At 60.8% G+C, this 21,563-nt stretch carries 21 protein-coding genes, 2 pseudogenes and 1 riboswitch; of the genes and pseudogenes, 9 read left to right on the top strand and 14 right to left on the bottom strand.

The annotated features are described in order from the left end of the window. A pseudogene (locus BN1115_RS22405) lies at nt 1-143 on the top strand (IS4 family transposase); the annotation flags it as partial. Nucleotides 144-360: 217 nt separating this feature from the next. After that, entirely contained in the window at nt 361-1,422 is a 1,062-nt protein-coding gene (locus BN1115_RS16690) for an OmpA family protein (RefSeq protein ID WP_042658028.1), read from the top strand. A 98-nt stretch (nt 1,423-1,520) separates the two neighbouring features. Here BN1115_RS16690 and BN1115_RS16685 read toward each other — a convergent pair whose 3' ends face one another. Further along, a complete protein-coding gene (locus BN1115_RS16685; RefSeq protein WP_042658027.1) occupies nt 1,521-3,215 on the bottom strand; it encodes an NAD-dependent malic enzyme in 1,695 nt (564 codons plus the stop codon). 69 nt (nt 3,216-3,284) lie between these two features. Further along, nucleotides 3,285-4,142, bottom strand: a complete 858-nt coding sequence (locus BN1115_RS16680) for a helix-turn-helix transcriptional regulator (protein WP_042658026.1) — start codon at nt 4,140-4,142, stop codon at nt 3,285-3,287. A gap of 120 nt (nt 4,143-4,262) precedes the next feature. On the opposite strand from BN1115_RS16680, the gene BN1115_RS16675 reads away from it, so the two are divergent. Both BN1115_RS16675 and BN1115_RS16670 read left to right on the top strand, forming a co-directional pair. Beyond that, entirely contained in the window at nt 4,263-5,642 is a 1,380-nt protein-coding gene (locus BN1115_RS16675) for an MATE family efflux transporter (RefSeq protein WP_042658025.1), read from the top strand. 123 nt (nt 5,643-5,765) lie between these two features. Further along, a complete protein-coding gene (locus BN1115_RS16670; protein WP_042058875.1) occupies nt 5,766-6,014 on the top strand; it encodes a YciN family protein in 249 nt (82 codons plus the stop codon). Nucleotides 6,015-6,047: 33 nt separating this feature from the next. Here BN1115_RS16670 and BN1115_RS16665 read toward each other — a convergent pair whose 3' ends face one another. Beyond that, a complete protein-coding gene (locus BN1115_RS16665; RefSeq protein WP_050070525.1) occupies nt 6,048-7,169 on the bottom strand; it encodes a GGDEF domain-containing protein in 1,122 nt (373 codons plus the stop codon). A 235-nt stretch (nt 7,170-7,404) separates the two neighbouring features. Between BN1115_RS16665 and BN1115_RS16660 the strand changes: the two genes are divergently transcribed. Next, nucleotides 7,405-8,802 (top strand): nucleobase:cation symporter-2 family protein, encoded by a 1,398-nt coding sequence (locus tag BN1115_RS16660; RefSeq protein WP_042658024.1) that lies wholly within the window; start codon nt 7,405-7,407, stop codon nt 8,800-8,802. 102 nt (nt 8,803-8,904) lie between these two features. Then, nucleotides 8,905-9,621: a lipoyl protein ligase domain-containing protein gene (locus tag BN1115_RS16655; protein ID WP_042658023.1), complete on the top strand. Its 717-nt coding sequence runs from the start codon at nt 8,905-8,907 to the stop codon at nt 9,619-9,621. 119 nt (nt 9,622-9,740) lie between these two features. Here BN1115_RS16655 and BN1115_RS16650 read toward each other — a convergent pair whose 3' ends face one another. Continuing rightward, the gene (locus tag BN1115_RS16650; RefSeq protein ID WP_042658022.1) at nt 9,741-11,117 is read right to left on the bottom strand and encodes an alanine/glycine:cation symporter family protein; all 1,377 of its coding nucleotides are present in this window, start codon (nt 11,115-11,117) and stop codon (nt 9,741-9,743) included. Nucleotides 11,118-11,367: 250 nt separating this feature from the next. Continuing rightward, nucleotides 11,368-11,483, bottom strand: a riboswitch (glycine riboswitch). Between the two features lie 506 nt (nt 11,484-11,989). On the opposite strand from BN1115_RS16650, the gene BN1115_RS16645 reads away from it, so the two are divergent. Then, nucleotides 11,990-13,156 carry a type III PLP-dependent enzyme gene (locus tag BN1115_RS16645; protein WP_042658021.1) on the top strand — a complete coding sequence of 389 codons (1,167 nt, stop codon included), beginning with the start codon at nt 11,990-11,992 and terminating at the stop codon, nt 13,154-13,156. Nucleotides 13,157-13,244: 88 nt separating this feature from the next. On the opposite strand, the gene BN1115_RS16640 is transcribed toward BN1115_RS16645, so the two are convergent. Together BN1115_RS16640 and BN1115_RS16635 are read right to left on the bottom strand one after the other, a co-directional pair. Beyond that, complete coding sequence (locus BN1115_RS16640) at nt 13,245-14,213, bottom strand: calcium/sodium antiporter (RefSeq protein ID WP_042658020.1); 969 nt, start codon at nt 14,211-14,213, stop codon at nt 13,245-13,247. Nucleotides 14,214-14,339: 126 nt separating this feature from the next. Beyond that, nucleotides 14,340-14,813, bottom strand: a complete 474-nt coding sequence (locus BN1115_RS16635) for a peroxiredoxin (protein WP_042658019.1) — start codon at nt 14,811-14,813, stop codon at nt 14,340-14,342. A gap of 155 nt (nt 14,814-14,968) precedes the next feature. On the opposite strand from BN1115_RS16635, the gene BN1115_RS16630 reads away from it, so the two are divergent. Next, on the top strand, nt 14,969-15,895 hold the full coding sequence (locus BN1115_RS16630; RefSeq protein WP_033135136.1) for a phenylacetate--CoA ligase family protein: 927 nt from the start codon (nt 14,969-14,971) through the stop codon (nt 15,893-15,895). A gap of 83 nt (nt 15,896-15,978) precedes the next feature. Here BN1115_RS16630 and yfcD read toward each other — a convergent pair whose 3' ends face one another. Beyond that, nucleotides 15,979-16,461 (bottom strand): NUDIX hydrolase YfcD, encoded by a 483-nt coding sequence (gene yfcD, locus BN1115_RS16625; protein WP_033135220.1) that lies wholly within the window; start codon nt 16,459-16,461, stop codon nt 15,979-15,981. Between the two features lie 204 nt (nt 16,462-16,665). Here yfcD and BN1115_RS16620 point away from each other — a divergent pair, with 204 nt between their 5' ends. Then, nucleotides 16,666-16,884, top strand: a complete 219-nt coding sequence (locus tag BN1115_RS16620; RefSeq protein ID WP_033135135.1) for a DUF1107 family protein — start codon at nt 16,666-16,668, stop codon at nt 16,882-16,884. Between the two features lie 52 nt (nt 16,885-16,936). Here BN1115_RS16620 and BN1115_RS16615 read toward each other — a convergent pair whose 3' ends face one another. The 7 genes and pseudogenes from BN1115_RS16615 to BN1115_RS16580 form a co-directional block, all read right to left on the bottom strand. Next, nucleotides 16,937-17,251: a DUF2845 domain-containing protein gene (locus tag BN1115_RS16615; protein ID WP_033135134.1), complete on the bottom strand. Its 315-nt coding sequence runs from the start codon at nt 17,249-17,251 to the stop codon at nt 16,937-16,939. 188 nt (nt 17,252-17,439) lie between these two features. Continuing rightward, nucleotides 17,440-18,051, bottom strand: coding sequence for a BamJ family beta-barrel-assembly machinery protein (gene bamJ, locus BN1115_RS16610; protein ID WP_042658018.1), 612 nt, complete (start codon nt 18,049-18,051; stop codon nt 17,440-17,442). Nucleotides 18,052-18,329: 278 nt separating this feature from the next. Further along, nucleotides 18,330-18,437, bottom strand: a pseudogene (locus BN1115_RS16600) (copper homeostasis protein CutC); the annotation flags it as partial. Between the two features lie 20 nt (nt 18,438-18,457). Further along, a complete protein-coding gene (locus BN1115_RS16595) occupies nt 18,458-19,183 on the bottom strand; it encodes a copper homeostasis protein CutC (protein ID WP_042658016.1) in 726 nt (241 codons plus the stop codon). Nucleotides 19,184-19,224: 41 nt separating this feature from the next. Beyond that, the gene (locus BN1115_RS16590) at nt 19,225-20,127 is read right to left on the bottom strand and encodes an ROK family protein (RefSeq protein ID WP_042658015.1); all 903 of its coding nucleotides are present in this window, start codon (nt 20,125-20,127) and stop codon (nt 19,225-19,227) included. A 107-nt stretch (nt 20,128-20,234) separates the two neighbouring features. Further along, nucleotides 20,235-20,741: a GNAT family N-acetyltransferase gene (locus BN1115_RS16585; protein WP_042658014.1), complete on the bottom strand. Its 507-nt coding sequence runs from the start codon at nt 20,739-20,741 to the stop codon at nt 20,235-20,237. Continuing rightward, nucleotides 20,729-21,535: a M48 family metallopeptidase gene (locus BN1115_RS16580; protein ID WP_042658013.1), complete on the bottom strand. Its 807-nt coding sequence runs from the start codon at nt 21,533-21,535 to the stop codon at nt 20,729-20,731. Before BN1115_RS16580 ends, BN1115_RS16585 begins: the two co-directional genes overlap by 13 nt. Nucleotides 21,536-21,563 lie beyond the last annotated feature (28 nt).

Raw genomic sequence — 21,563 nt, 5'->3', positions numbered from 1 at the left:
AGCGGGTGGCTGAGCTGGAGAAACAAGCGGGGCAGTTTGTGCTGCCGGAACGAAGGGAGCGAAGTTACCCCCGCTGCGTGAAGCCAAGGCCACAGAGGTATAGTGTGAAAAAAGCCAATAAAAACAATGCCAGTCAGGCTTAACTGACTGGCATTAGGCCACATGGCCTCCTTTTTTTGGCTCTTTTGTCACTCACCGCAGACCACCTTCCTCCCTCCCGCATCGTTTCAGTGACATGGGTTCACTTATTGCCACTATCCACACCTCCCGAGTGGTTAAAAGCAGCCCGTCACCTATAAATAAGTGTGGGGTTTTACTAACAAAAATCCCCACTACACCAAACATCGACGAGGATACGCGATGAACATAAGAGTAAAACCTGTGTGGATTGCACTGGCATTGGCGAGCACAGGCGCACAAGCGGTACCGGTTCACGACTGGTATGCCGGGGTCGGCGGTGGCTGGGCCATTGCGCACGATTTGAATGACTTCAGTCAGGATGTCAGCAAGGATGCGACTGCGCTCTCCCTGTTTGGCGGCTACAACTTCACGGAAAATCTGGGAGCCGAGATTGGCTATCTCTCCACCGGAGACTGGGATATCAGCGGCCATGACTTCAACAGCAAGGGGGCAACCCTGTCAGTGATTGGCCGCTTGCCGCTCAGCGAGATGTTCTCGGTGTTTGCCGAGGGCGGTGGCTATATCTATCACGTCGAATCAGTCAACGGCGGGGACGACAACCTGGCACCGCTGGCAGGCCTGGGCCTGACGGCGCGGCTCCATGACTGGGTCGATCTGCAGGCGCGCTACCGCTACATAGTGCGCGTTGGCGATGATCCGGATAACGGCAAAGCCAACAGCGGTACCCAGCGCTGGGTCAGCGACGTCAGCACCGCCACCTTGGAGCTGGTGATCCACCCGAACCGCAGCCAACCTGCCGAGCCCGCCCCCACCCCAGCTCCGGTCGTGGTTCCGCCACCCGTTGAACCCGAGGTGGTGGATCAGACCTTCAACCTCAGTTCCGACGTGTTGTTCGCCTTTGGCAAGGCCGATCTCAAACCGGAAGGGATGAGCGCGCTGGACGCTCTCTACCAGCAGATCGTCGATGTACAGCCCAAGGATGGCAGTGCGGTCGTGATGGGGTATACCGACCGTATCGGCTCGGATGCCAACAATCAGGCGCTGTCCGAGGCGCGGGCAAAAACAGTCGCCGACTTCCTGATCGGCAAGGGGCTGCCCGCCGACAAGGTGAGCATTCAGGGCAATGGCGAGAGCAACCCGGTCACCGGCAACCAGTGTGATGCCATCAAGGCCAAAGCCGCGCTGATCGACTGCCTTGGACCTGATCGCCGGGTAGAGGTCAGGGTCACTGGCACTCAGGGGGCCCCCGAGGCCCCTGCCGCGCAGCCAGCCGAACAATAAACGAAGAGAGCAGCCAGACGTGTGAGAGGAGCTCTGTGCAAGGTGCACAAAAAAGGGATGCCGAGGCATCCCTTTTGCTTTGCGTCTTTTTGCAGAAATCAGAACGAAGTGCGGCGGTAGCGGCGATATTCCGGATGCCAGAAGTTCGCTTCAATGGCCTGATCGATCACCTCGTCCGGGGTCTGCACCGCCTTGCCTTGCAGCATGGCGGTCTTGGCAACCATCTTGGCGATGTAGCGGGAAACCTGATGGATATCCGCAAGATCCGGCAGCAGCGAGCCCTCCTCCCCTTTCACCAGCGGTGAACACTCCGCCAGCGCACGGCTGGCCGACATCAGCATGGCGTCGGTCACCCGGGTGGCGCCGGAGGCGATAACGCCAAGGCCAATCCCCGGGAAGATGAAGGAGTTGTTGCACTGGGCGATGACATAACGCTTGCCCTTGTGCTCCACCGGCGCAAACGGACTGCCGGTGGCCACCAGCGCCTGACCATCGGTCCAGCGGATAAGGTCAGCCGGGGTCGCCTCGACCCGGGAGGTGGGGTTGGAGAGCGGGAAGATGATGGGACGGGCACAGTGCTTGTGCATGGTCTTGACCACCTCTTCCGTGAACAGACCCGGCTGGCCGGAAACCCCGATCAGGATGTCCGGGCGACCGTACTCCATCACCTCCAGCAGGGAGATATTGTCCCCCACCGGCCAGTCTTTGATCCGCTCCACCGGCTGGGAGAGACGGCGCTGGAAGTCGAGCTGGTTGGGGATCTTGTCGGTGATAAGACCGAAACGGTCCACCATAAAGACCCGGCCACGAGCCTGTGCATCGGTCAGCCCTTCGGCCTTCATCTGCGCCACGATCTGCTCGGCAATGCCGCAGCCAGCGCTGCCCGCGCCGAGGAAAGCCACCCGCTTCTCGGAGAGTTTGGCGCCGGAGGCCTTGCAGGCTGCAATCAGGCTGCCCAACGTCACCGCCGCTGTGCCCTGAATATCATCGTTGAAGCAGCAGAGCTCGTTCTTGTAGCGGTTGAGCAACGGCATGGCGTTGTTCTGGGCGAAATCCTCGAACTGCAGCAGAATGTCTGGCCAGCGGCGCTTGACCGCCTGAATGAAGGCATCGACGAATTCTGCATACTCTTCACCGGAGATTCGCGGATTGCGCCAGCCCATGTAGAAGGGGTCATTCAGCAGTTGCTGGTTGTTGGTGCCGACATCCAGCACCACCGGCAGGCAGTAAGCCGGCGAGATGCCGCCACAGGCGGTGTAGAGGGAGAGCTTGCCGATGGGGATACCCATGCCGCCAATGCCTTGGTCACCCAGACCCAGAATGCGCTCGCCATCGGTCACCACGATCACCTTGACGTTCTGCTTGGTGGCGTTTTGCAGCATGTCATCGATCCTGTCCTTGTCCGGATAGGAGATAAACAGGCCACGAGCGCGGCGATAGATGTTGGAAAACTCTTCACACGCCTTGCCCACGGTCGGGGTATAGATGACCGGCAGCATCTCGGTCAGGTGGTTGTGCAGCAGACGGTAGAACAGTGTCTCGTTGGTATCCTGGATGTTGCGCAGATAGATGTGCTTGTCCATGTCGTTGCCAAACGCCATGAACTGGCGATAGGCGCGCTCGGCCTGCTCTTCAATGGTCTCGATATTCTGGGGCAGCAAGCCCTCGAGGTTGAAGTTGCTGCGCTCTTCGCTGGTGAAGGCGCTGCCCTTGTTGAGCAAGGGGGTCTCCAGCAGGGCGGGACCGGCATAGGGAATGTAGAGGGGACGTTTCTGGTTATTATCTTCAAACATGGATCTTGGTACCTAAACGGTTAGCTAGACGCAGGAACCCGCCGATCCTAGGGGCTTGTGTCATTAATTTCAAAGAGTTTGCATATCCGTTGCAAAAGGTTTGCGACCGAGTCGACGAAATGCCCCCGGGGTCTGACCAGTCAGACGACGAAAGCGGTTGGCAAAGTTGGCCCCATCGCTGTAACCGACCCGGGCCGCCAGCTCGCCAAGTGGCCAGTTGGTATAGAGCAGCAGCTGGCGCGCCTTGTTCATTCTGAGCTCGGTTACCTTGGCCATGGGGCCCATGCCAAACGCCTGCTGACAAAGCCGGTGCAGATGGGGCACGGAGCAGGCCATTTGTTCGGCCAGCAGGGCGACATGCCAGGGTTCGTCCAGGCGCGCCTCCACCCGGCGAAACAGCGCCTGCAATCTGAGTTCAGGGGTGCCGCGCACATCCCCTTGCAGGGTGCGCTCCAGCAGCGCCAATAACAGGCTGAGCAGTTGGGGCTGCAGCGGGGAGCGAACCCCCTCCCCCTGCATCAGGCTGAGCAGGTGGTAGAGCTGATCGCCGCCATCCCCTTGCCAGATACGGTGACCGAGGCGGTGCAGATGCTGCCAGCGCGGTACATCATCGAGCAAAATCCAGCTGATCTGCCAGCGCTCGCCAATCAGCTTGAGACCGCCGGGCACGGCGGCGGGCAGGAAAATCAGCGACCCGGCCGGAATGGCTTGCTTCCCCTCGTCGGTGAGCAGCGCCCCCCCTTCGTCATGACTCACCATCAGGATGTGAAACTCGGGGCGATTGCGGCGAATAAGGTAGTGATCGCGGATCTTGGAAAGCCCGCTAAGGAAGATCCCCGCCTCGCCGAGCAGGGGCAGCCCTTCACGTCCCAGCATCTGCTCTTCACAGGCTGGTGCTATCTCCAGACACTCGCTGGCAAATGGCATAACACCTCAACAGGATAGTTTTGCACAAGAAAATCGAGAGGCACTCACAGTGAGAACGCCCCGACATGCCCCTATCATACCCATGACAAACCTTGCTTTTCTCAAACCCGGTTAACACTAATGAATTATTGGCAAGCGATTTTAAAACAAACCACCGATCGCGAGTTCATGACCCGACTGTGGCGGCTGGCCCTGCCTGTCTCGCTGCAGTCCATGATGTTCTCCCTGCTCGGCCTCATCGATATCATGATGGTGAGCCAGCTTGGCACCACGGTAGTGGCGGCGGTCGGCTTGGGTAACCGGGTCTTCTTTTTCAATCTGCTGGTGATAGCGGGCCTCGCGGGCGGGGTCTCGGTATTGGCAGCACAATACTTCGGGCGCGGCGAGATGGCCGGGGTTCGCCGCTCCCTGGCACTGGCAATAGTGGGCGCCCTGCTGGTCACCCTGCCCTTTGCCTTCATCTATGTGTTATCGCCGGGTAGCGTGCTGGGTTTTGCCAGTCAGGATCCGGCACTGCGCGCCCTCGCCGACCAGTTTTTGATGATCACCGGCGCCACCATCCTCTGTACCGCCATCGTGGTGCCGCTGGAGTCAGCCCTGCGCTCGGTCGGCAATGCCGCCGCACCAACCCGCATCGGCATTATTGCCATCATCGCCAACATCATCCTCAACTACGCCCTCATCTTCGGTCACTTCGGCTTCGAGGCGATGGGGGTAGCCGGCTCGGCCTGGGGCACCACCATTTCGCGCCTGCTGCAAACGACCCTGCTGCTGATCTACGTGAGACGCTACGAGGCGCGCCTGATCCCGCGAAAAAATGACTGGCTGGCCGCCTTCAAACGCAAGGAGGTGGTGCGCTTTACCCTGATCGCCCTGCCGCTGCTGTTCCATGACGGGCTCTGGGCCTTCGGCATGCTGATTTACGGCTTTCTCTACGCCCATCTTGGCACCGATTCGCTGGCCATCATGACTACCCTCGGCACCCTGGAGAGCATCCTTATCTCCCTCTTCTTCGGGCTGGCGGTGGCCTGCTCCACCCTGCTCGGTCACCGGCTCGGCGCCGAGGAGTACGAGGTAGCCTGGCAGCACTCCCAGCTGTTCCTGCTGTTAGCCCCCATTGGTGCGCTGCTGGTGGGGATCGCGGTCTGGCTGCTGCAAGCCAACCTGCTGCAATGGGTCGGCAACCTGCCCCCCGAGCTGATGACAGAAGCGGGACAGGTGCTCGGCATCATGTGTCTGGGGATGCTGCTCAAGGTGTTCAACATGGTGGGGATCATCGGCGTGCTGCGCTCCGGCGGCGATGTGAACTACAGCATCTTCATCGATATCGTCGGCATGTGGTGCATCGGCATCCCGCTCGCCTGGGTGGCCGTCACTGTGCTCGGCTGGCCCCTCTCCTGGGTGGTGGCGGTGGTGTTGCTGGAGGAGTTCAGCAAGGTGCTGCTGGTGCAGCGCCGCATTCGCCAGCGCCGCTGGTTGAAGAATCTGGTGATCGGATAAACAGCCACAAATCGGGGTCATATCAATGACAGAAAAACCCTGTTTGCAGTATGCTGGGCGCCTCTTCAATCAGAGGCAGGGATCCACGGTTTCCCTGTCCAGTAGTCGTTTAAGGAGACGAGCATGCAACCACAAAAAGAGCTGATCACCGAGACTGCCCTGCTTGAGATGGCCAACAAGATCATCAAGAGCCACGAAGACTTCATCCACGGTATGCGCGCCGATTCGGTGGAGCAGAAGGGGGATATTCTGGTGTTCAAGGGGGAGTATTTCCTGGCCGAAGATGGCACCCCGACCGGCAAGACCATGGCGGTCTTCAACATGTTCAAGTTGCTGGCCCAGCAGCTCTCCGGCAAGTACAAGCTGGCCTGATTTCACCGGCACCTTGCCAACACGATGCCGCCCTCAGGCGGCATCTGTTTTTCCGCTGTTCTGCCCCTCGACCACCACGCAGTTGCGTCCCGCCATCTTGGCCTGATAGAGACACTCGTCGGCGCGGTTGATCAGAATATCGATGGTGTCTCCGGCACGGGCCATGGCAATGCCGATACTCACCGTCACCTCCAGCAGTTCATCCGAGGTGGGGCTCTTCACCAGCTGCGCCTCGACCGCAATGCGCAGCCGTTCCGCCACCCGGCTCGCCTGCACCGGATCACCGCAGTTGTGCATCAGGATGGCAAACTCTTCGCCGCCATAACGCCCCAGCACCATGTCGGGCTCCAGCTGTTCGCCCAGGGTGGTAGCCACCTCATTGAGCACCGCATCCCCCGCCAGATGGCCGTAAATATCGTTGATCCGCTTGAAGCGATCGAGATCCAGCAACATAACAGCAAAGGGCTTCTTTTTGGCTTTCAGCTTCTCTCTGGCCTGCTCCAGCTGCTTCATCAGCAAGCGGCGGTTCATCATGCCGGTCAGCTCGTCGGTAGTGGATTCCCGATAGAGCCGCAGCAGCATGTTGAGCTGGCCGCACTGCACCCAGCAGCTGGCCATGGTAAACATGCCGAGCACCCACACCTGATTCAGGGTGGCCTGACTCCAGATACTCTGGCCCACCAACAGCCAGTGGCCCAGCAGCATGGTCACCAGCACCACACCTGCCAGTTGCAAACCGAGGGAGAGGGGGATGGGGAAGATGGCAAACAGGGTGATCAGCAGATAGGGAAAGGCCACGTAACCCGCCTGCAGCTCCTGCTCTGCGCCAAAGCTGTGCAGGCAGAAGAGGGAGAAGAGCATCATCACGGCCATCAGGTAGCCCAGGGCCAGCTTCATCCGTTCCCGTTTGAAATGAATAAGATAAGAGAGCGGAATGAGCGGCGACAACGCCAGGGTGCAGAAGATCCTGGCCTGGAACAGCTGCTCGAAATGGATGGCGGGCAAGGTGACCCAATCCACCACCGCCCAGGCCGGCAAACCGATCATCAACAGACAGGTAAGCAGGCGCAAACGCACCGTCATAAATCCCATGCGGGTACGAGTAAAGTCTTCGGAGTGAACCTTGGCACTCCAGAACTCCGCCAATTTCAGCACCAGAATCTCCACACAACTACAGAGGGCTCATTCTACACCGAGGCGGGGGGGGGCAAGGGGAAATTAAACCGTGAGACAGGTCACACAAACCGACAGATGATAATCGCCGCGCGCAAACGTTTCAACCCATCAAAAAATAAACCTTTTTTCGCATAATTAGCGCTGGTCAGTGTCATTTCAATCACTACAATAGCGCCCAATTTTCTCCCCCCTCCCCACACAATTCGAGGTACTTATGGAACAGGCTGCTGCCACACGCATCACCCCGGAGGCACATCCCCCCAGGCGAGCCCATAGCGAACTGGTCTACGGCATAGACGATGTCCCACCCCTGCCCCAGACCCTGTTCGCCGCCTTGCAGCATATGCTCGCCATGTTTGTCGCCATCATTACCCCGCCCCTGATTATCGCCAATGCCCTCGGCCTCCCTGCCGCCGACACCCGTTATATCGTCTCCATGTCGCTGGTCATGTCCGGCATCGCCTCCTTCATCCAGACCCGCCGCTTCGGCCCCATCGGCTCCGGCCTGCTCTCGGTACAGGGCACCAGCTTCAACTTTCTCGGCCCCATCATCGCCTCCGGTCTCGCCCTCAAACAGGCGGCCATGCCCACCGAGGATCTGCTGGGCACTCTGTTCGGCACCATGCTGGCCGCCGCTCTGACCATAGTGGTGATGAGCCGCTTCCTCCATCTGGTGAAACGGATCATCACCCCGCTGGTCACCGGTATCGTGGTACTGCTGATCGGCCTGACCCTGATCAAGGTGGGACTGATCAGCATGGGCGGCGGCTATGCGGCCCTCTCTGATGGCAGCTTCGCCAGCCACACCAACCTTTTCCTCTCCCTGCTGGTGCTTGGCCTTATCGTGTTGCTGCAACGCAGTCGCAACCCCTGGCTGCGCCTCTCCGCCATCATGATCGCCATGCTGGCAGGCTATGCCGCGGCGCTGCTGCTGGGCAAAGTGAGCCCCCCCACCTTCGATGGTCCGCTGGTGATGGTGCCCATTCCGCTCCACTACGGTCTCGGCTTTGACTGGCAGCTGTTCGTGCCGCTCGCCATCATCTTCGTAGTGACGGCGCTCGAAGCGATCGGCGACATGACCGCCACCTCGGATATCTCCGGCGAGCCGCTGGAAGGGCCTGTCTATATGGAACGGATCAAGGGTGGCGTACTGGCCGATGGCGCCAACTCCATGCTGGCGGCGGTCTTCTCCACCTTCCCCATGTCCACCTTCGCCCAGAATAACGGCGTCATTCAGCTGACCGGGGTGGCCAGCCGCCATGTCGGCCTCTTTATCGCCGCCATGCTGGCGCTGCTCGGCCTGTTCCCGGCGGTCGCCAGCCTGGTACAGCAGATCCCCGAGCCCGTGCTGGGCGGCGCCACTATCGTGATGTTCGGCACCATCGCCGCTGCCGGGGTGCGCATCATCGCCCGCGAGGAGCTGGATCGCCGCGCCCTGATGATCCTGGCGGTATCGCTCGCCATGGGACTGGGGGTCGCCCAGGTGCCGGAGGTACTGCAACACCTGCCGGAGCTGGCCAGAAGCGTACTCTCCTACGGCGTCGCCACCGGTGGCATCACCGCCATCGTGATGAACCTGCTGCTGCCCAAGCGCGAAGCGCGTCACTCCTGAGACGTCGCCCACAGCCAGCAAACCCAAGCCCCGCACTGCGGGGCTTTACCTTGCCAGTCGCCACGGGTAGTGTGCTGGGCAGCCCTTTTTGAGGATGCCGCCATGCCCTATCGCCTGCTATCTCCCCTCCCCGATACCGCTTCACCCGCACAGATACTGGCGCAAGAGCAGCACTGGCTGCGCGACTGTGCCCATGACGGTCAGCCCCTCGCTCACCTCTGGCAGGCGCCCCAATGCCTGATTGTCACCCGCAGGGATACCCGGCTCCCCCATTACGAAGCCGCCTGCCAGCAACTTGCCGCTGAAGGCTGGCCGGTGCATGTGCGCGACAGCGGCGGCACCGCCGTGCCTCACGGAGCGGGCATTCTCAACCTCTCCTTGTTACTGCCCCGTACCACCACAGATCTCGCCCACTACTACCGGCTGCTGGGGGCACCGCTGCTGACGCTGTTGGCGGAGTACGGCCTTGCGGGAAGCTATGACTTCGTGCCCGGCTCTTTTTGCGATGGTCAGTACAATCTGGTGATCGGGGGACGCAAGATCACCGGTACCGCCCAGCGCTGGCTGTCGCCGGGGCAGGGTCACCAGGGCGCAGTGCTGGCGCAAGCCATGCTGCTGGTGGCCGGTGATGTGGATGAGGGAACCAGGATGGCGAGCCGCTTCTACGAACTGGCGGGCGGCGAACTGCGCTTTATGGCGGGAACCTCCACCACACTGGCAAGCTGCATTGGCTGGCGTGGTGGCAACCAGGCGTTGGTAGAGAAAGTGCGAGCACGTCTGGATAACCTGCTAAGCGAGGGACTGTCCACCTCACCCTGACCCTCTCCCGGAGGGAGAGGGAACACGCCCGTCCATGGAAATAGCGCCGCGCACAAAAAAGCCACGACCCGAGTCGTGGCTTGTTCTTTTCAAGGCGAACGTGGAACGAGAGGAGGCGTTCAGGCCGTCTGCGGCTCGGGCTCTGACTCCGTATCGCAGTCGCGGCCAAAGTAGGCGCGAGTCTCGGCGATCACCACATGGCGCAGGCCAATCAGGCCGATGAGGTTGGGCACCGCCATCAGACCGTTGACGATATCCGCCAGCAACCAAATCATATCCAGATGGAGGAAGGCGCCGCTCGCCACCAGCGCCAGATAGATGAGGCGATAGGGCTTGATCGCCTTCACCCCGAACAGGTACTCGGTGCAGCGCTCGCCGTAGTAGTTCCAGCCCAGGATGGTGGTAAAGGCGAAGAACAGCAGGCCAATGCTCACCAGATACTGGCCAATATGGGCATCCAGTCCTTGCGCAAAGGCGGCACTGGTCATGGCCGCACCGCTCAAGTCACCACCCCACACACCGGTCACTACCAGGGTCAGGCCGGTCATGGTACAGATGATGATGGTGTCGATGAAGGTGCCGGTCATGGAGACCAGCCCCTGCTCCACGCAGGAGTCGGTCTTGGCCGCTGCTGCCGCGATGGGCGCAGAGCCCAGCCCAGACTCGTTGGAGAAGACCCCGCGCGCTACCCCGGACTGAATGGCCAGCATGATGCTGGCGCCGACGAAGCCGCCGGTCGCCGCATGGCCGGTGAAGGCACTCTCGATCACCAGCATGACGGCATCGGGCAAGGCGCTGGCGTTGTTCACCAGCACGCCGAGACAGGCGACGATGTAGAAGATGGCCATAAAGGGCACCACCTTGCTCGACACGCTGGAGATGGACTGGATGCCCCCCAGGGTCACCAGTGCCACGATCAGGGTCAGCACCACGGCAGTCGCTTCACGGGGCACCGAGAAGGAGAGGCTCATGGCGTCCGAGATGGCATTGACCTGCGGGAAGGTACCGATCCCGAAGAAGGCGACACCGATGCCGAACAGGGCAAACAGCTTGGCGAGCGGTTTGGAACCGAGCCCCTTCTCCAGATAGTACATAGGGCCACCAGCCATCTGGCCGTTGGCATCCTGCTCGCGGTATTTGACCGCCAGCAGGCACTCGGCGTACTTGGTGGCCATGCCGAACAGCGCCGCCATCCACATCCAGAACAGGGCACCGGGACCACCGAGCTTGATGGCAGTGGCAACCCCGACGATGTTGCCGGTACCAATGGTGGCAGAGAGGGCGGTGCAGAGGGCACCGAAGCTGGAGACATCCCCCTGCTTGCCCTGCCCCTGATCGCGACCAAAGACCAGACGCAGAGCGAGCGGCAAACGCACGACCTGAAGCAGACCCAGACGCAGGGTGAGATAGATACCGGTCCCGACCAGCAGGATCAGCAGGGGTGGACCCCAGATAAAACTATCGATGGCGGTTAACGCCGATTGAATTGATGGCATGCATCCTCCTTAAAAAACAAAGATTAAGGAGGAGAAGGATGATCTTCCCATAGGTGTCGCGATCGGCCAGAGGCGATCGGATGCAGGCCAAGAACGTGTTCACACTCTTACTGCGAGGCCGTGATCAAGGCTCATGCGCTGCTCGGAAGCCTCATGTATTTACATACACTCCGGTTCCTGCGCTGCTCTTTACCTTGCTGACGACCTCTCGTTACAGATCGTGAACAGTTCCAAGCCCAGGTACAACCATCCCATCCCCTCTGTCCTTTTGCCTGAGAGTTTCCGGCGCCAGCCTGCCCTTGCGGGTAGTCATGGTGCCTTGCTCCTTCGGCGCCCGATTTAACGGGTCTCTCCAGAGTATCGTCCAGTAGCAGTCCACACCGGTTGCCCGGTACCTGAAAGATTCACTTCTTCGGTGGATGGTCCCCCATCGCTCTCCTGCTACCTTCATCCGAACTAGTTTGGATTAGGAAGCTGGCATGTTAATCCAAAAAATGTGAGCTGTCTCGCACTTGGCTATCCCCGTTTGTACTTTTTTTGTTGCCACCGGAACATCGGCGAGGATGTTAAATGTTAGTTAACTATCAACAAGTTAGGTACTCGCAGATGACATGTGGCCCAAACGGAAAAGTGCCGGATAGAGAACAGTGCTCCCTCTCGTTTCGCCAAGAAAATCTCGCCAACATATCCAATCAAAATGCTTGCACACAGAATCAATAAGCCGATAATCCGGCGCATAACCAAGCACTTTGCCATCAATTTATGCACTGTGTTCGGTTGGTCCCACCGGACCGCTCGCCTGACCCGGCCGTCGCCGGTTCAATCGCATATGGCTTGGGCATATCACGCCCCCTAAGGATGACCAAAAGAGAATGAACGAGACCCTGGTTGCAAAAGATGTGGTCGCACAAGATTACCGTCAGCTGGTTGAACAGTTCGGCTCCCCCCTGCTGCTGCTCGACAAGGCAGCCGTCCGCAAACAGTATCGGGCGCTGTCCGCGGCCCTGCCCGATGTACGATTGCACTATGCACTCAAACCCCTGCCCCACGAGGCGGTGGTCTCTGTCTTGAAGGAAGAGGGGGCCTGTTTCGATCTGGCCACCAATGGCGAAGTGGATCTGGTGCGCAGTCAGGGGGTTCGCCCGGGACGTTGCATTCATACCCATCCCATCAAGCGCGACAGCGATATCCGTTATGCGCTGGAGTACGGCTGCACCGTGTTTGTCTACGACAACCCGCTGGAGCTGGAGAAGTTCATTCCCTACAAGGACGAAGTGAAACTGCTGCTGCGGGTCAGCTTCCCGAACCCCGAGACCAAGGTCGATCTCTCCAAGAAGTTCGGCTGTACCCCGGAGCAGGCGCTGCCGCTGCTGCAACTGGCGCACGCCAAGGGTCTCAAGGTGATGGGGCTGTCGTTCCACGTCGGCTCCCAGGTCCCCCACTCACGGCGCCATGTGCAAGCCATCGACGCCTGCCGCGAGATCATGGAACAGGCCTGGGCGCTCGGGCTCAAACCCTGGGTGCTGGATATCGGCGGTGGTTTCCCGGTCGACTATGAAGGGGGCGAGTTCGATATCGACGGCTTCTGCGCCCCGATCCGCGAAGCGCTGGCCAAGCTGCCTGCCACCGTGCAGAAGATTGCCGAGCCGGGCCGCTTTATCAGCGCGCCAGCCATGACCTCGGTCTCCAGCGTGATGGGCAAGGCCCACCGCGGCGACAAGATCTGGTACTACCTGGATGACGGCCTCTACGGCAGCTACAACGGCCAGCTCTATGACCACGTCACCTATCCGGTGAGCACCCCCTATGCCAGCGGCGAGCAGCACAACTCGGTGCTCTCCGGCCCCACCTGCGACAGCGTGGATGTGATCCGCGATGGCATCATGCTTCCGGAGCTCGCCATCGGCGAGCTGGTGGTGGGTAAGGTGATGGGCGCCTACACCTGGGCATCGGCCTCCACCTTCAACTTCTTCCCCAAGGCGAGCATCCTGATTCTGGACAGCAGCCAAAAGGGGCAGAAGCTGGTGGCGGTTGCCTGAGCACACCGCTCGCTCGCCAACAGGTTCACTGGGCAAAAACAAGAGGGGGAAGCTTAAGCTTCCCCCTCTCTCATTGCACCGGCACCAATCAGATAAACTGGCTGGTCAGCAGCCAACCGGTATAGGCGACAAAGCACGTCAGCAGCACGCCCCCCTCCAGCCGGTTGATCCGCCCTTGCCCCTTGCGGCCCAGACACATCACCAGCAGCAACAGGGTCAGCCCCATCATGATGCTCCAGTCACGGGTAAGCACTTCCGGCGCCACATCGAGCGGGTGAATACCCGCCGCAATCCCCACCACCGCCAGGGTATTGAACAGGTTGGAGCCCAGCACGTTGCCAAGGGCCAGATCGTGCTCGTTCTTGCGAATGGCGATGAGAGACGAGGCCAGCTCCGGCAGCGAAGTACCAATAGCGACGATGGTGAGACCAATCACCAGATCGCTGATACCGAGCGCCTGAGCGATGGTGACCGCCCCCCAGACCAGCAAACGGGACGCACCGATCAGCAGCACCAGCCCGACCACCAGCCAGAGAATGGCGCTCTTGAGGGACATCCCCTCGCTCTCGATATCCTCGGCAGTCTCCGCATCCAGCGCATCCCCCTTGCCATTCATGCCAGCCCAAATGGACCAGCCCATCAGAACGACGAAGACGGCTCCCAGAATGGCCGCATCCATCCGGCCCAGATGGCCATCAATCAGCAAGGCACCGGAGAGCAGGGTAATGCCGAGCAGGATGGGGATCTCCTTGCGCACCACTTGAGAAGCCACCGCGATGGGGCTGATCAGTGCCGTCAGACCCAGGATCAGCGCAATATTGGTGATGTTGGAGCCATAGGCATTACCGAGCGCCAGCCCGGGATTGCCCTGCGAGGCGGCCAGTGCCGAGACCACCATCTCCGGGGCCGAGGTGCCAAAACCGATGATCACCATACCGATCAGCAGCGGCGGCATCCCCGCATAACGGGCGGTGGCGGCTGCGCCATCAACAAATTTGTCTGCACTCCAGACCAGCAGCGCCAGTCCGGCAATCAGGGCAACAAAAGCCAAGGTCATAATCTCTCCATCCCATCGCCAGCAAACAGCAGAGCCAGGCTCGGGGCCTGGCTCCTGCCACAAAAGTGGCCCAGTGTAACTGGCCGACCTCCCATTTCAAGGGGAAATCAAACGGCGATTAACATTTCACAGTGCGGCCAGCAGACTCGCGGCATCGGAGACCTCGAACTTGCCGGGCGCCTCCACAAACAGCTGCTCAACCACGCCATCATTGGCGATCAACGCAAAGCGCTGGGCACGCACGCCGCCAAAGGCGCCGGTATCCTTGGCAAGGCCCAACGCCCGGGTCCAGCTGCCGTCGCCATCCGCCAGCATGGTGATCGCCTCGGCGTTCTGGGCAGTCTGCCATGCCTTCATCACGAAGGCGTCGTTGACCGAGAGACAACAGATGGCATCCACCCCTTTGGCCATGAACTGGTCGGCCAGCACTACGTAACCCGGCAGATGGGCATTGGAGCAGGTGGGAGTAAAGGCGCCGGGCACGGCAAACAGCACCACTTTTTTACCGGCAAACAGCGTGTGGCTATCCCGCAGTTGCTTGCCCTCGGCGGTGATAAAGGTAAATTCGCCCGCAGGCAGGGGTTGTCCTACAGCAATCATGGCTTCTCATCCTGAGTCGTAGTGGAAAGTGGCCAGTTTATCCCAGAGTCATGACGCCGCCTAACCGGAGCCCGGAGCCGGGCCACGGATAGCGGCAGGCATTTTACCCTCGAGCAGACTACTCTTGAGCAGGTTTCACGGCGCCAGGAGGCCCCATGCAACACTATTACGATGGTCTGGAAATTCGTCCCACTGCCATGCGCGAGCAGCAGCAACTGGACCAGCTCAATCATCAGCTGACCCATGTCAGTCAGTACTGCGCCGGTTACTCCAGCGCCTATCGCCAGTGTCACCTCGAGGATCTGGCAGAACTGGCCACCCTTCCCTTGCTGGACAGCACCGAGCTGTTTGCCGCCCAGCAGGCTCACCCCCCCTTCGCCGGTCTCACTGGCCGTCCCGCCAGTCAGGCACTGCGGGTCTTCTCCTGTCCGGGCCAGCTGGCCATCCCCGAATATGCCGGGGCGGACTGGTGGGGCGCCGCCCGGGCGCTGTTTGCCGCCGGCTTCAAGGCGGGGGAAGTGATGCTCAACGGCCACGACTACCACGCCGGCCCCACCGCCTTTATCTTCGATAACGGCGCCCGTCAGCTGGGTGCCCCCGTGGTACCTTGCGGGCCCCACGATACCCAGCGCCAGCTGGAGGCACTGCTGCGCTATCAACCCACCGGCTATGTCGGCCCGCTGGTGACCCTGCTCGACCTGCTGGAGGCTGCCGAGGCGGCGGAGATCCCGAGCGACTCGCTGCGCCGTGCCCTACTGTGCGAAGCAACCCATCCCGAAACGGCACCGCTGCGCGCCATTCACGGCATTGCGGCCCTCAACTGTCTGGTGTGGCAGGATGTGGGGGTGGTGGCCTACGAGAGTCAGCCCGGTCAGGGCTTTATCGTCAACGAGAGCTGCATCGTCGAGATCATCGATCCCGCCAGCGGCAACCCCGTGAGTGGCGACGAGACCGGCCAGCTGGTGGTGACAAGGCTCGATCTGGAGTATCCCCTGCTACGACTGGCCACCGACTGGCAAGGGCACTGGCTCGCCAAGCCGAGCGCTTGCGGGCGCACCAACCGGCGCCTCAAGCTGGTGTAACAACCCAAACAGATGCACAAATGCAAACGGGCAGCCATCAGGCTGCCCGTCTTGTCTCTGGCGAGGAGAATGTCTGAAGTTGGTCAGCGTCTCGCCTGCCAGGTGGCGATGGCGAGCAGGGAGTCAGGGGTAAACTCGCTGGCGCGCTCGGCAATTTCGGCTAGGCTCATCCAGTGCACCGCGCTCACCTCTTCGGCCTGCAGCTGCAACGGCCCCTGATAGCGGCAACTGAAGAGGCCGCCCCAGACCCGGTAGCCCTCCCCTTCGGCGTAGAAGCTGCCAAATCCTTGCAAAGGCACATCCGCGATACCCAGCTCTTCGGCCAGCTCGCGCCGGGCGGAGAGCTCCATCTCCTCACCGGTCGTGACCACGCCACCGGCGCAGGCATCCAGCATGCCGGGGCAGAAATCCTTGCTGAGGGTGCGCCGCTGCACCAGGATCCGATCCGCGTCGTCGAGCACCAGAATATAGCTGGCGCGATGGCAGAGATTCTCCCGCCGCACCTTGGCTCGCTCGGCCACGCCAATCACCCGGTTATTCCCGTCCACCACATCAACCCATTCCACGCGCAGGCCCTTTCGTTCGTTCCATTCGACTGCCCGCAGTATATCGGTGCGGTGGTTTGCCATGGCACAACTTTTTCGATGACGCCGTCAATTTGCCGAGCCCATCAGCAAAATAAGGATTCATGCAAATCTTTACAAACCGTCATCTCAGTGTCATCGACCGACACCATAGTGTGCCCTGTCCAGGCAATCAGGAACCTTGTGATGAAGATGTTCAAGCAGTTATCCCCACGGCAGATCGCTCGCTACATCAAGAGCTTTCACCGAGGCTATTTTGCCATCGAGTCGCTGGGGACATTTGAATTCAACGCAGGCAGGATCAGCCTCCATGGCCTGACCTGCCGCCAGCGGCTAAGACTAGCTCGCCAGATCAATCAGGCCGTCAGCCAGCTTCGTCACAGCGCGCCTTTGCCGGACATGTGAGTCAAAGGGTCTTGCCCTACTGTCTGTGGTGTATCCATGCTTTGCCCGCCGGCTACTCGCCGCGCGGGCCGTTTTCGATGTCGGTAATGATGCCGTTGCGCACCGTCACGAAGCGCATGAACTCGTTCTTGCCGAAGTTGTAGGTCCAACGTTCGCCATATTTGACCTGCACCATGTTGCCAAACTGGTTCTCCTCGTTGCGGTTGAGCTCTTCGCGCAACATCGGCTCACCGCACTTGAGCAGCATCTCGGCGGTGGTGTCTCCCTCGGTGATCAGGGCGTTCTTGCAGCGCATGGCATCGGCACTGGCCGGAATGCTCAGCAGCAACAGGGCCAGCCCCGCTACCTTCTTCATCTTCTTGCTCATCGGGTTCTCCTTTCCTGTCGAATGAGTCGCAGTATGCCTGTTCCCGTTTCTGAAAAAACCAGTCAATGGCGCAAAAGAGCCGCCATTTTCTGCTCTCCAGCCCGCTGGTTGCGACAAATGCTGTCTATCACCAAGCCCCAAAAACAAACGGCGACCCGAGGGTCGCCGTTTGCATCAAGCCAGCAGGATCACAGGATGTCCAGCAGCTCGACTTCAAATACCAGTGCAGAGTAGGGCGGGATGGAACCGGCACCACGGGCACCGTAGGCCAGGTCGTGGGGGATGTAGAGCTTCCACTTGGAACCAACCGGCATCAGCTGCAGCGCTTCAACCCAGCCAGCGATCACGCCGGTCACCGGGAATTCAGCCGGCTGGCCGCGGGCGACGGAGCTGTCGAATACGCCACCGTGGGTGAAGGTACCGTGGTAGTGCACGCGAACGGACTGACCGGCTACCGGAACGGCACCGTTGCCTTCTACCAGCACTTCGTACTGCAGACCGGAATCAGTCACCTTCACGTCGTCGCGCTTGGCGTTGTCAGCCAGGAAGGCTTCGCCGTCAGCAGCTGCGGCCTTGGCAACGGCTTCCTGCTCTTCTTGCATACGCGCAGTGATCACCTGGAAGGCATCATTGATATCGTCACGGCTGACCGCGAACTCCAGACCATTCAGGGCATCTGCCAGGCCTTGTTGCAGGGCCGGGATATCCAGACCGGCGAAAGCTTGCTGCGCCAGCTGATCACCCATGTTGCGGCCGATGCCATAGCTGGCCTTCTGTTCGATAGAGTCGTATTGGGACATTGAGATGTTGCTCCAGATCCATGTAGTAAAGAGGCGGGATAATATCAGACTTTTGGCCGGGGTGCTGCCGGAGGCCCCCCTGATTTCCCCGTCAGTGGGAGGAACTTCACACAGGAAGCGGATGAACGCCGACCAACGGCGGCGAACTGCTTAACCGCGATCCGGCAAGGCTCTGACTGCAGCCACCTTGGCGCCATCGGTGATATTGACCCGACCGTCGTCCGAGGTGCCCATGTTGACGCCATACGGAGGGACACCTTGCCACCGCGCTGCGTTCCTCACGCCTTGTCGAGCAAGGCTCTGACTGCAGCAACCTTGGCACCATCGGTGATATTGACCCGGCCATCGTCCGAGGTGCCCATGTTGACGCCATACGGAGGGACACCATGCCACCGCGCTGCGTTCTTCACGCCTTGTCGAGCAAGGCTCTGACAGCTGCAACCTTGGCACCATCGGTGATATTGACCCGACCGTCGTCCGAGGTGCCCATGTTGACGCCATGGGGCACCATGCCACCGCGCCAGCCCATGCCGGACATATGCACTTCGCTCACCCCGGTGAACTCGATGATGGTGCGCACGTTGTCGGCATTAACCCCGGCACCCGGCATCAGGCTGGCACGGCCCGCCAACACCTGATGCATCTCCTGCAGGGTTTCGAGCCCGGCCAGCGCAGTGGCCGCATGACCGGAACTCAGAATGCGCTCGCAACCAGCGGCGACTATGGTCTCCAGATCGAGGCGCCAGTCGGAGGAGAGATCGATGGCGCGATGGAAGGTGACCCCCAAGGGGCCGGCTGCATCCACCAGCTGTTTGAGTTTGGCGGCAGGCACCCGCCCCTCCTCATCCAGCAAGCCGACCACCACCCCTTGCAGGCCCGCAGCGCGCGCCGCGGCGATATCCAGCAGCATCATCTCGAACTCGCCGTCGTTGAAGCAAAAATCTCCGGCGCGCGGGCGGATCATGGCGTACACCGGCACGGTGGCGTGGCAGGCAGCCAGCTGCATAAAGCCATAGGAGGGGGTCAGGCCACCCAGACCCAATGCAGAGCAGAGCTCGATGCGATCCGCCCCGGATTGCTGGGCGGTAAAGAGGGATTCCAGGTTGTCGATACAGATTTCAAGACGGGTCATGAGGACTCCTTTTTCGGGGAGATCAGACCCCACATCTGATCTCATAGATTGAGCAAGGCTGCGCCGCGCACACCACCGGCGCCGCCAAAGCGGGCCTGACGGATCTCGGGCAGGGCGACCCCGGGCAGCAAGTGACCGGGCAGACGCAGCGGCAACTGTTCATAGAGGGCGGGCAGGCCGCTCAGGCCGCCTCCCAACACCACCACCTCGGGATCAATCACCGAAATGGCGGTAGCAAGCCCGGCGGCCATGATCTCCAGCCAGCAGTCGACGGTCTCGACTGCGTGGGGCTCATGGGCCTCGAAGCGTCCCACAATCTGGTGACCCGTGGCGCGCTGGCCATGGAAATGGTGATAGAGACGCTCCAGACCGGTGCCGGATGCATAGGTTTCAAAGCAGACCAGACGGCCACAGCCGCAACGGGGACGGGGCAACTCGGGGTACTTCATCAGCATGGTCGCGGGCAAGGGATAGTGACCAATCTCGCCAGCCAGCCAGTTACGCCCCTGAATAAGCTTGCCCGCCAGATAGACGGCGCCGCCGATACCGGTGCCTATGGTGACACCGAGCGCACTGCCTGCGCCGTCGGCGGCGCCCTGATGCACTTCGGACCAGAGGAAGCAGTTAGCGTCGTTATCCACCTTGACCGGCCGTTCCAGCAGCTCGGCCAGATCGGCGCCCAGATGGCGACCATTGATGGAGGGCAGGTTGGCCGCCACTATGCTGTGATCGTGGCTGTTGATGACGCCGGGGAAACCGATGCCGACCGAGCCCCGTGCGCCGAAGCGGGCATCCGCCTGCTCGACCCAGGAGCGGATCAACTGCTGCAACCCCTCGTAATCGTTGCCGGGGGTGCTCATGCGCTCCTCATGGCAGAGGTTCAATGCACCGTCATAGACCGCGAAGGCGATCTTGGTACCACCGATATCAAAGCCGTAATACATGCCCGCACTCCCTTGTCAGCCCGTGTTTATTCCACTCTGTTCTGGGAGGACATTGTATTAATTCGCAAAAAAAATAAAGTGACCGGAGGCGAAAAACGGGAGAGTGATCAGAGCAAACGGCTCATTTGTCGCTGCAGGCAAGGCTGCCCGAGGCTTATCAGGGTGCGCTCCTCGCCGTCAAAGACGAAGCCGCGGCGTAGGTAAAACCCCTCGCCAATATGGTTGCCATCGAGCAGCCACAATTTGACGCTATGGCAACCGGCGCGGCGCATCTGCATCGCCACCGCCTGCCACAGCCGTTTGCCATAGCCTTGTCGCCAGTGATCAGGATGGAGATAAAACGCGCGGATCAGGGCGCTGCTCTGCCCCGCTTCCTGCTGGGGTTGCCAATAGAGCAGGCCGATCACTACCTCGTCGAGACAGAGCAGCATGGGCCTTGGGCCTGGCTCGGCCAGACGGCTCTGCCAGATCTGCAGATGGGCGGTGACATCGAGCTGCTCCAGCATGTCGGCACCGAGCACCTGGCCATAGGCAGCGAGCCAGCTGGCTCGCTGCATCACCGTCATGGCGGCGGCATCGTCGCTGCGCGCCATGCGCAGGCTTATGCCTTGCATTGGGGCACCAGACCGTTGGCGCGGGCCTGCTCATAGAGCGGCAACACTTGCGCCTGCTGCGCCTGCAACTCGGCGATCCGGTTCTCGTTGCTGGGGTGGGTGGAGAGCAGTTGCGGCGGGGTGTTGCCACCGGCGGCGGCACTCATGTTCTGCCACAGGGGAACGGCTTCGGCCGGATTGAACCCGGCGCGCGCCATCAGCTCAAGCCCCAGCCGATCCGCTTCGCTCTCTTGGGTGCGGCCATAGGGCAGCATCACCCCGACTTCGACCCCGAGACCAAGGGCTGCCATGGTGGCGCCGCGATATTCGCTACCGCCCATGGCGATATCTGCCGCCGCCAGACCGATACCTGCCAGCTGGCTGCGAGAGAGTCGCTCGTTGGAGTGCTGGGCCAGCACGTGAGTCAGCTCGTGGCCGATGACGGTCGCCAGCTGATCCTGATTCTTGGCCACCTTGAGCAGGCCGCTGTAGACCCCTATCTTGCCACCGGGCAGGGCGAAGGCGTTGACCTGCTTGGAGTCAAACACCACCACTTCCCAACTGGTGATGCCATAACTGGCCGGCACCTGGGCGCTTACCGCCTTGGCGACACAGGAGACATAACCGTTGAGTTTGGCATCCTGGCTCACCTTCTCCTGCTTCTTCATCTGCTCGAAGGAGTCGGCGCCCAGCTGACTCATCTGCTGGGGAGAGTAGAGCAGCATCTGGCTGCGGCCGGTCGGTGACTGGGCGCAGGCGACCAACAGGGAACTGCAGAGGGCTACCAGGCCAAACTTGGTGAGAGACGCAATCATGAAGGGATCCTTTGCCGTGACGTTGCCC

It is taken from the genome of Aeromonas allosaccharophila (assembly GCF_000819685.1).
In the GTDB taxonomy this organism is placed as follows: Bacteria; Pseudomonadota; Gammaproteobacteria; order Enterobacterales; family Aeromonadaceae; genus Aeromonas; species Aeromonas allosaccharophila.
Note: the sequence above shows the minus strand (reverse complement) of the source record. Positions and strands in the feature narration are given on the sequence as shown.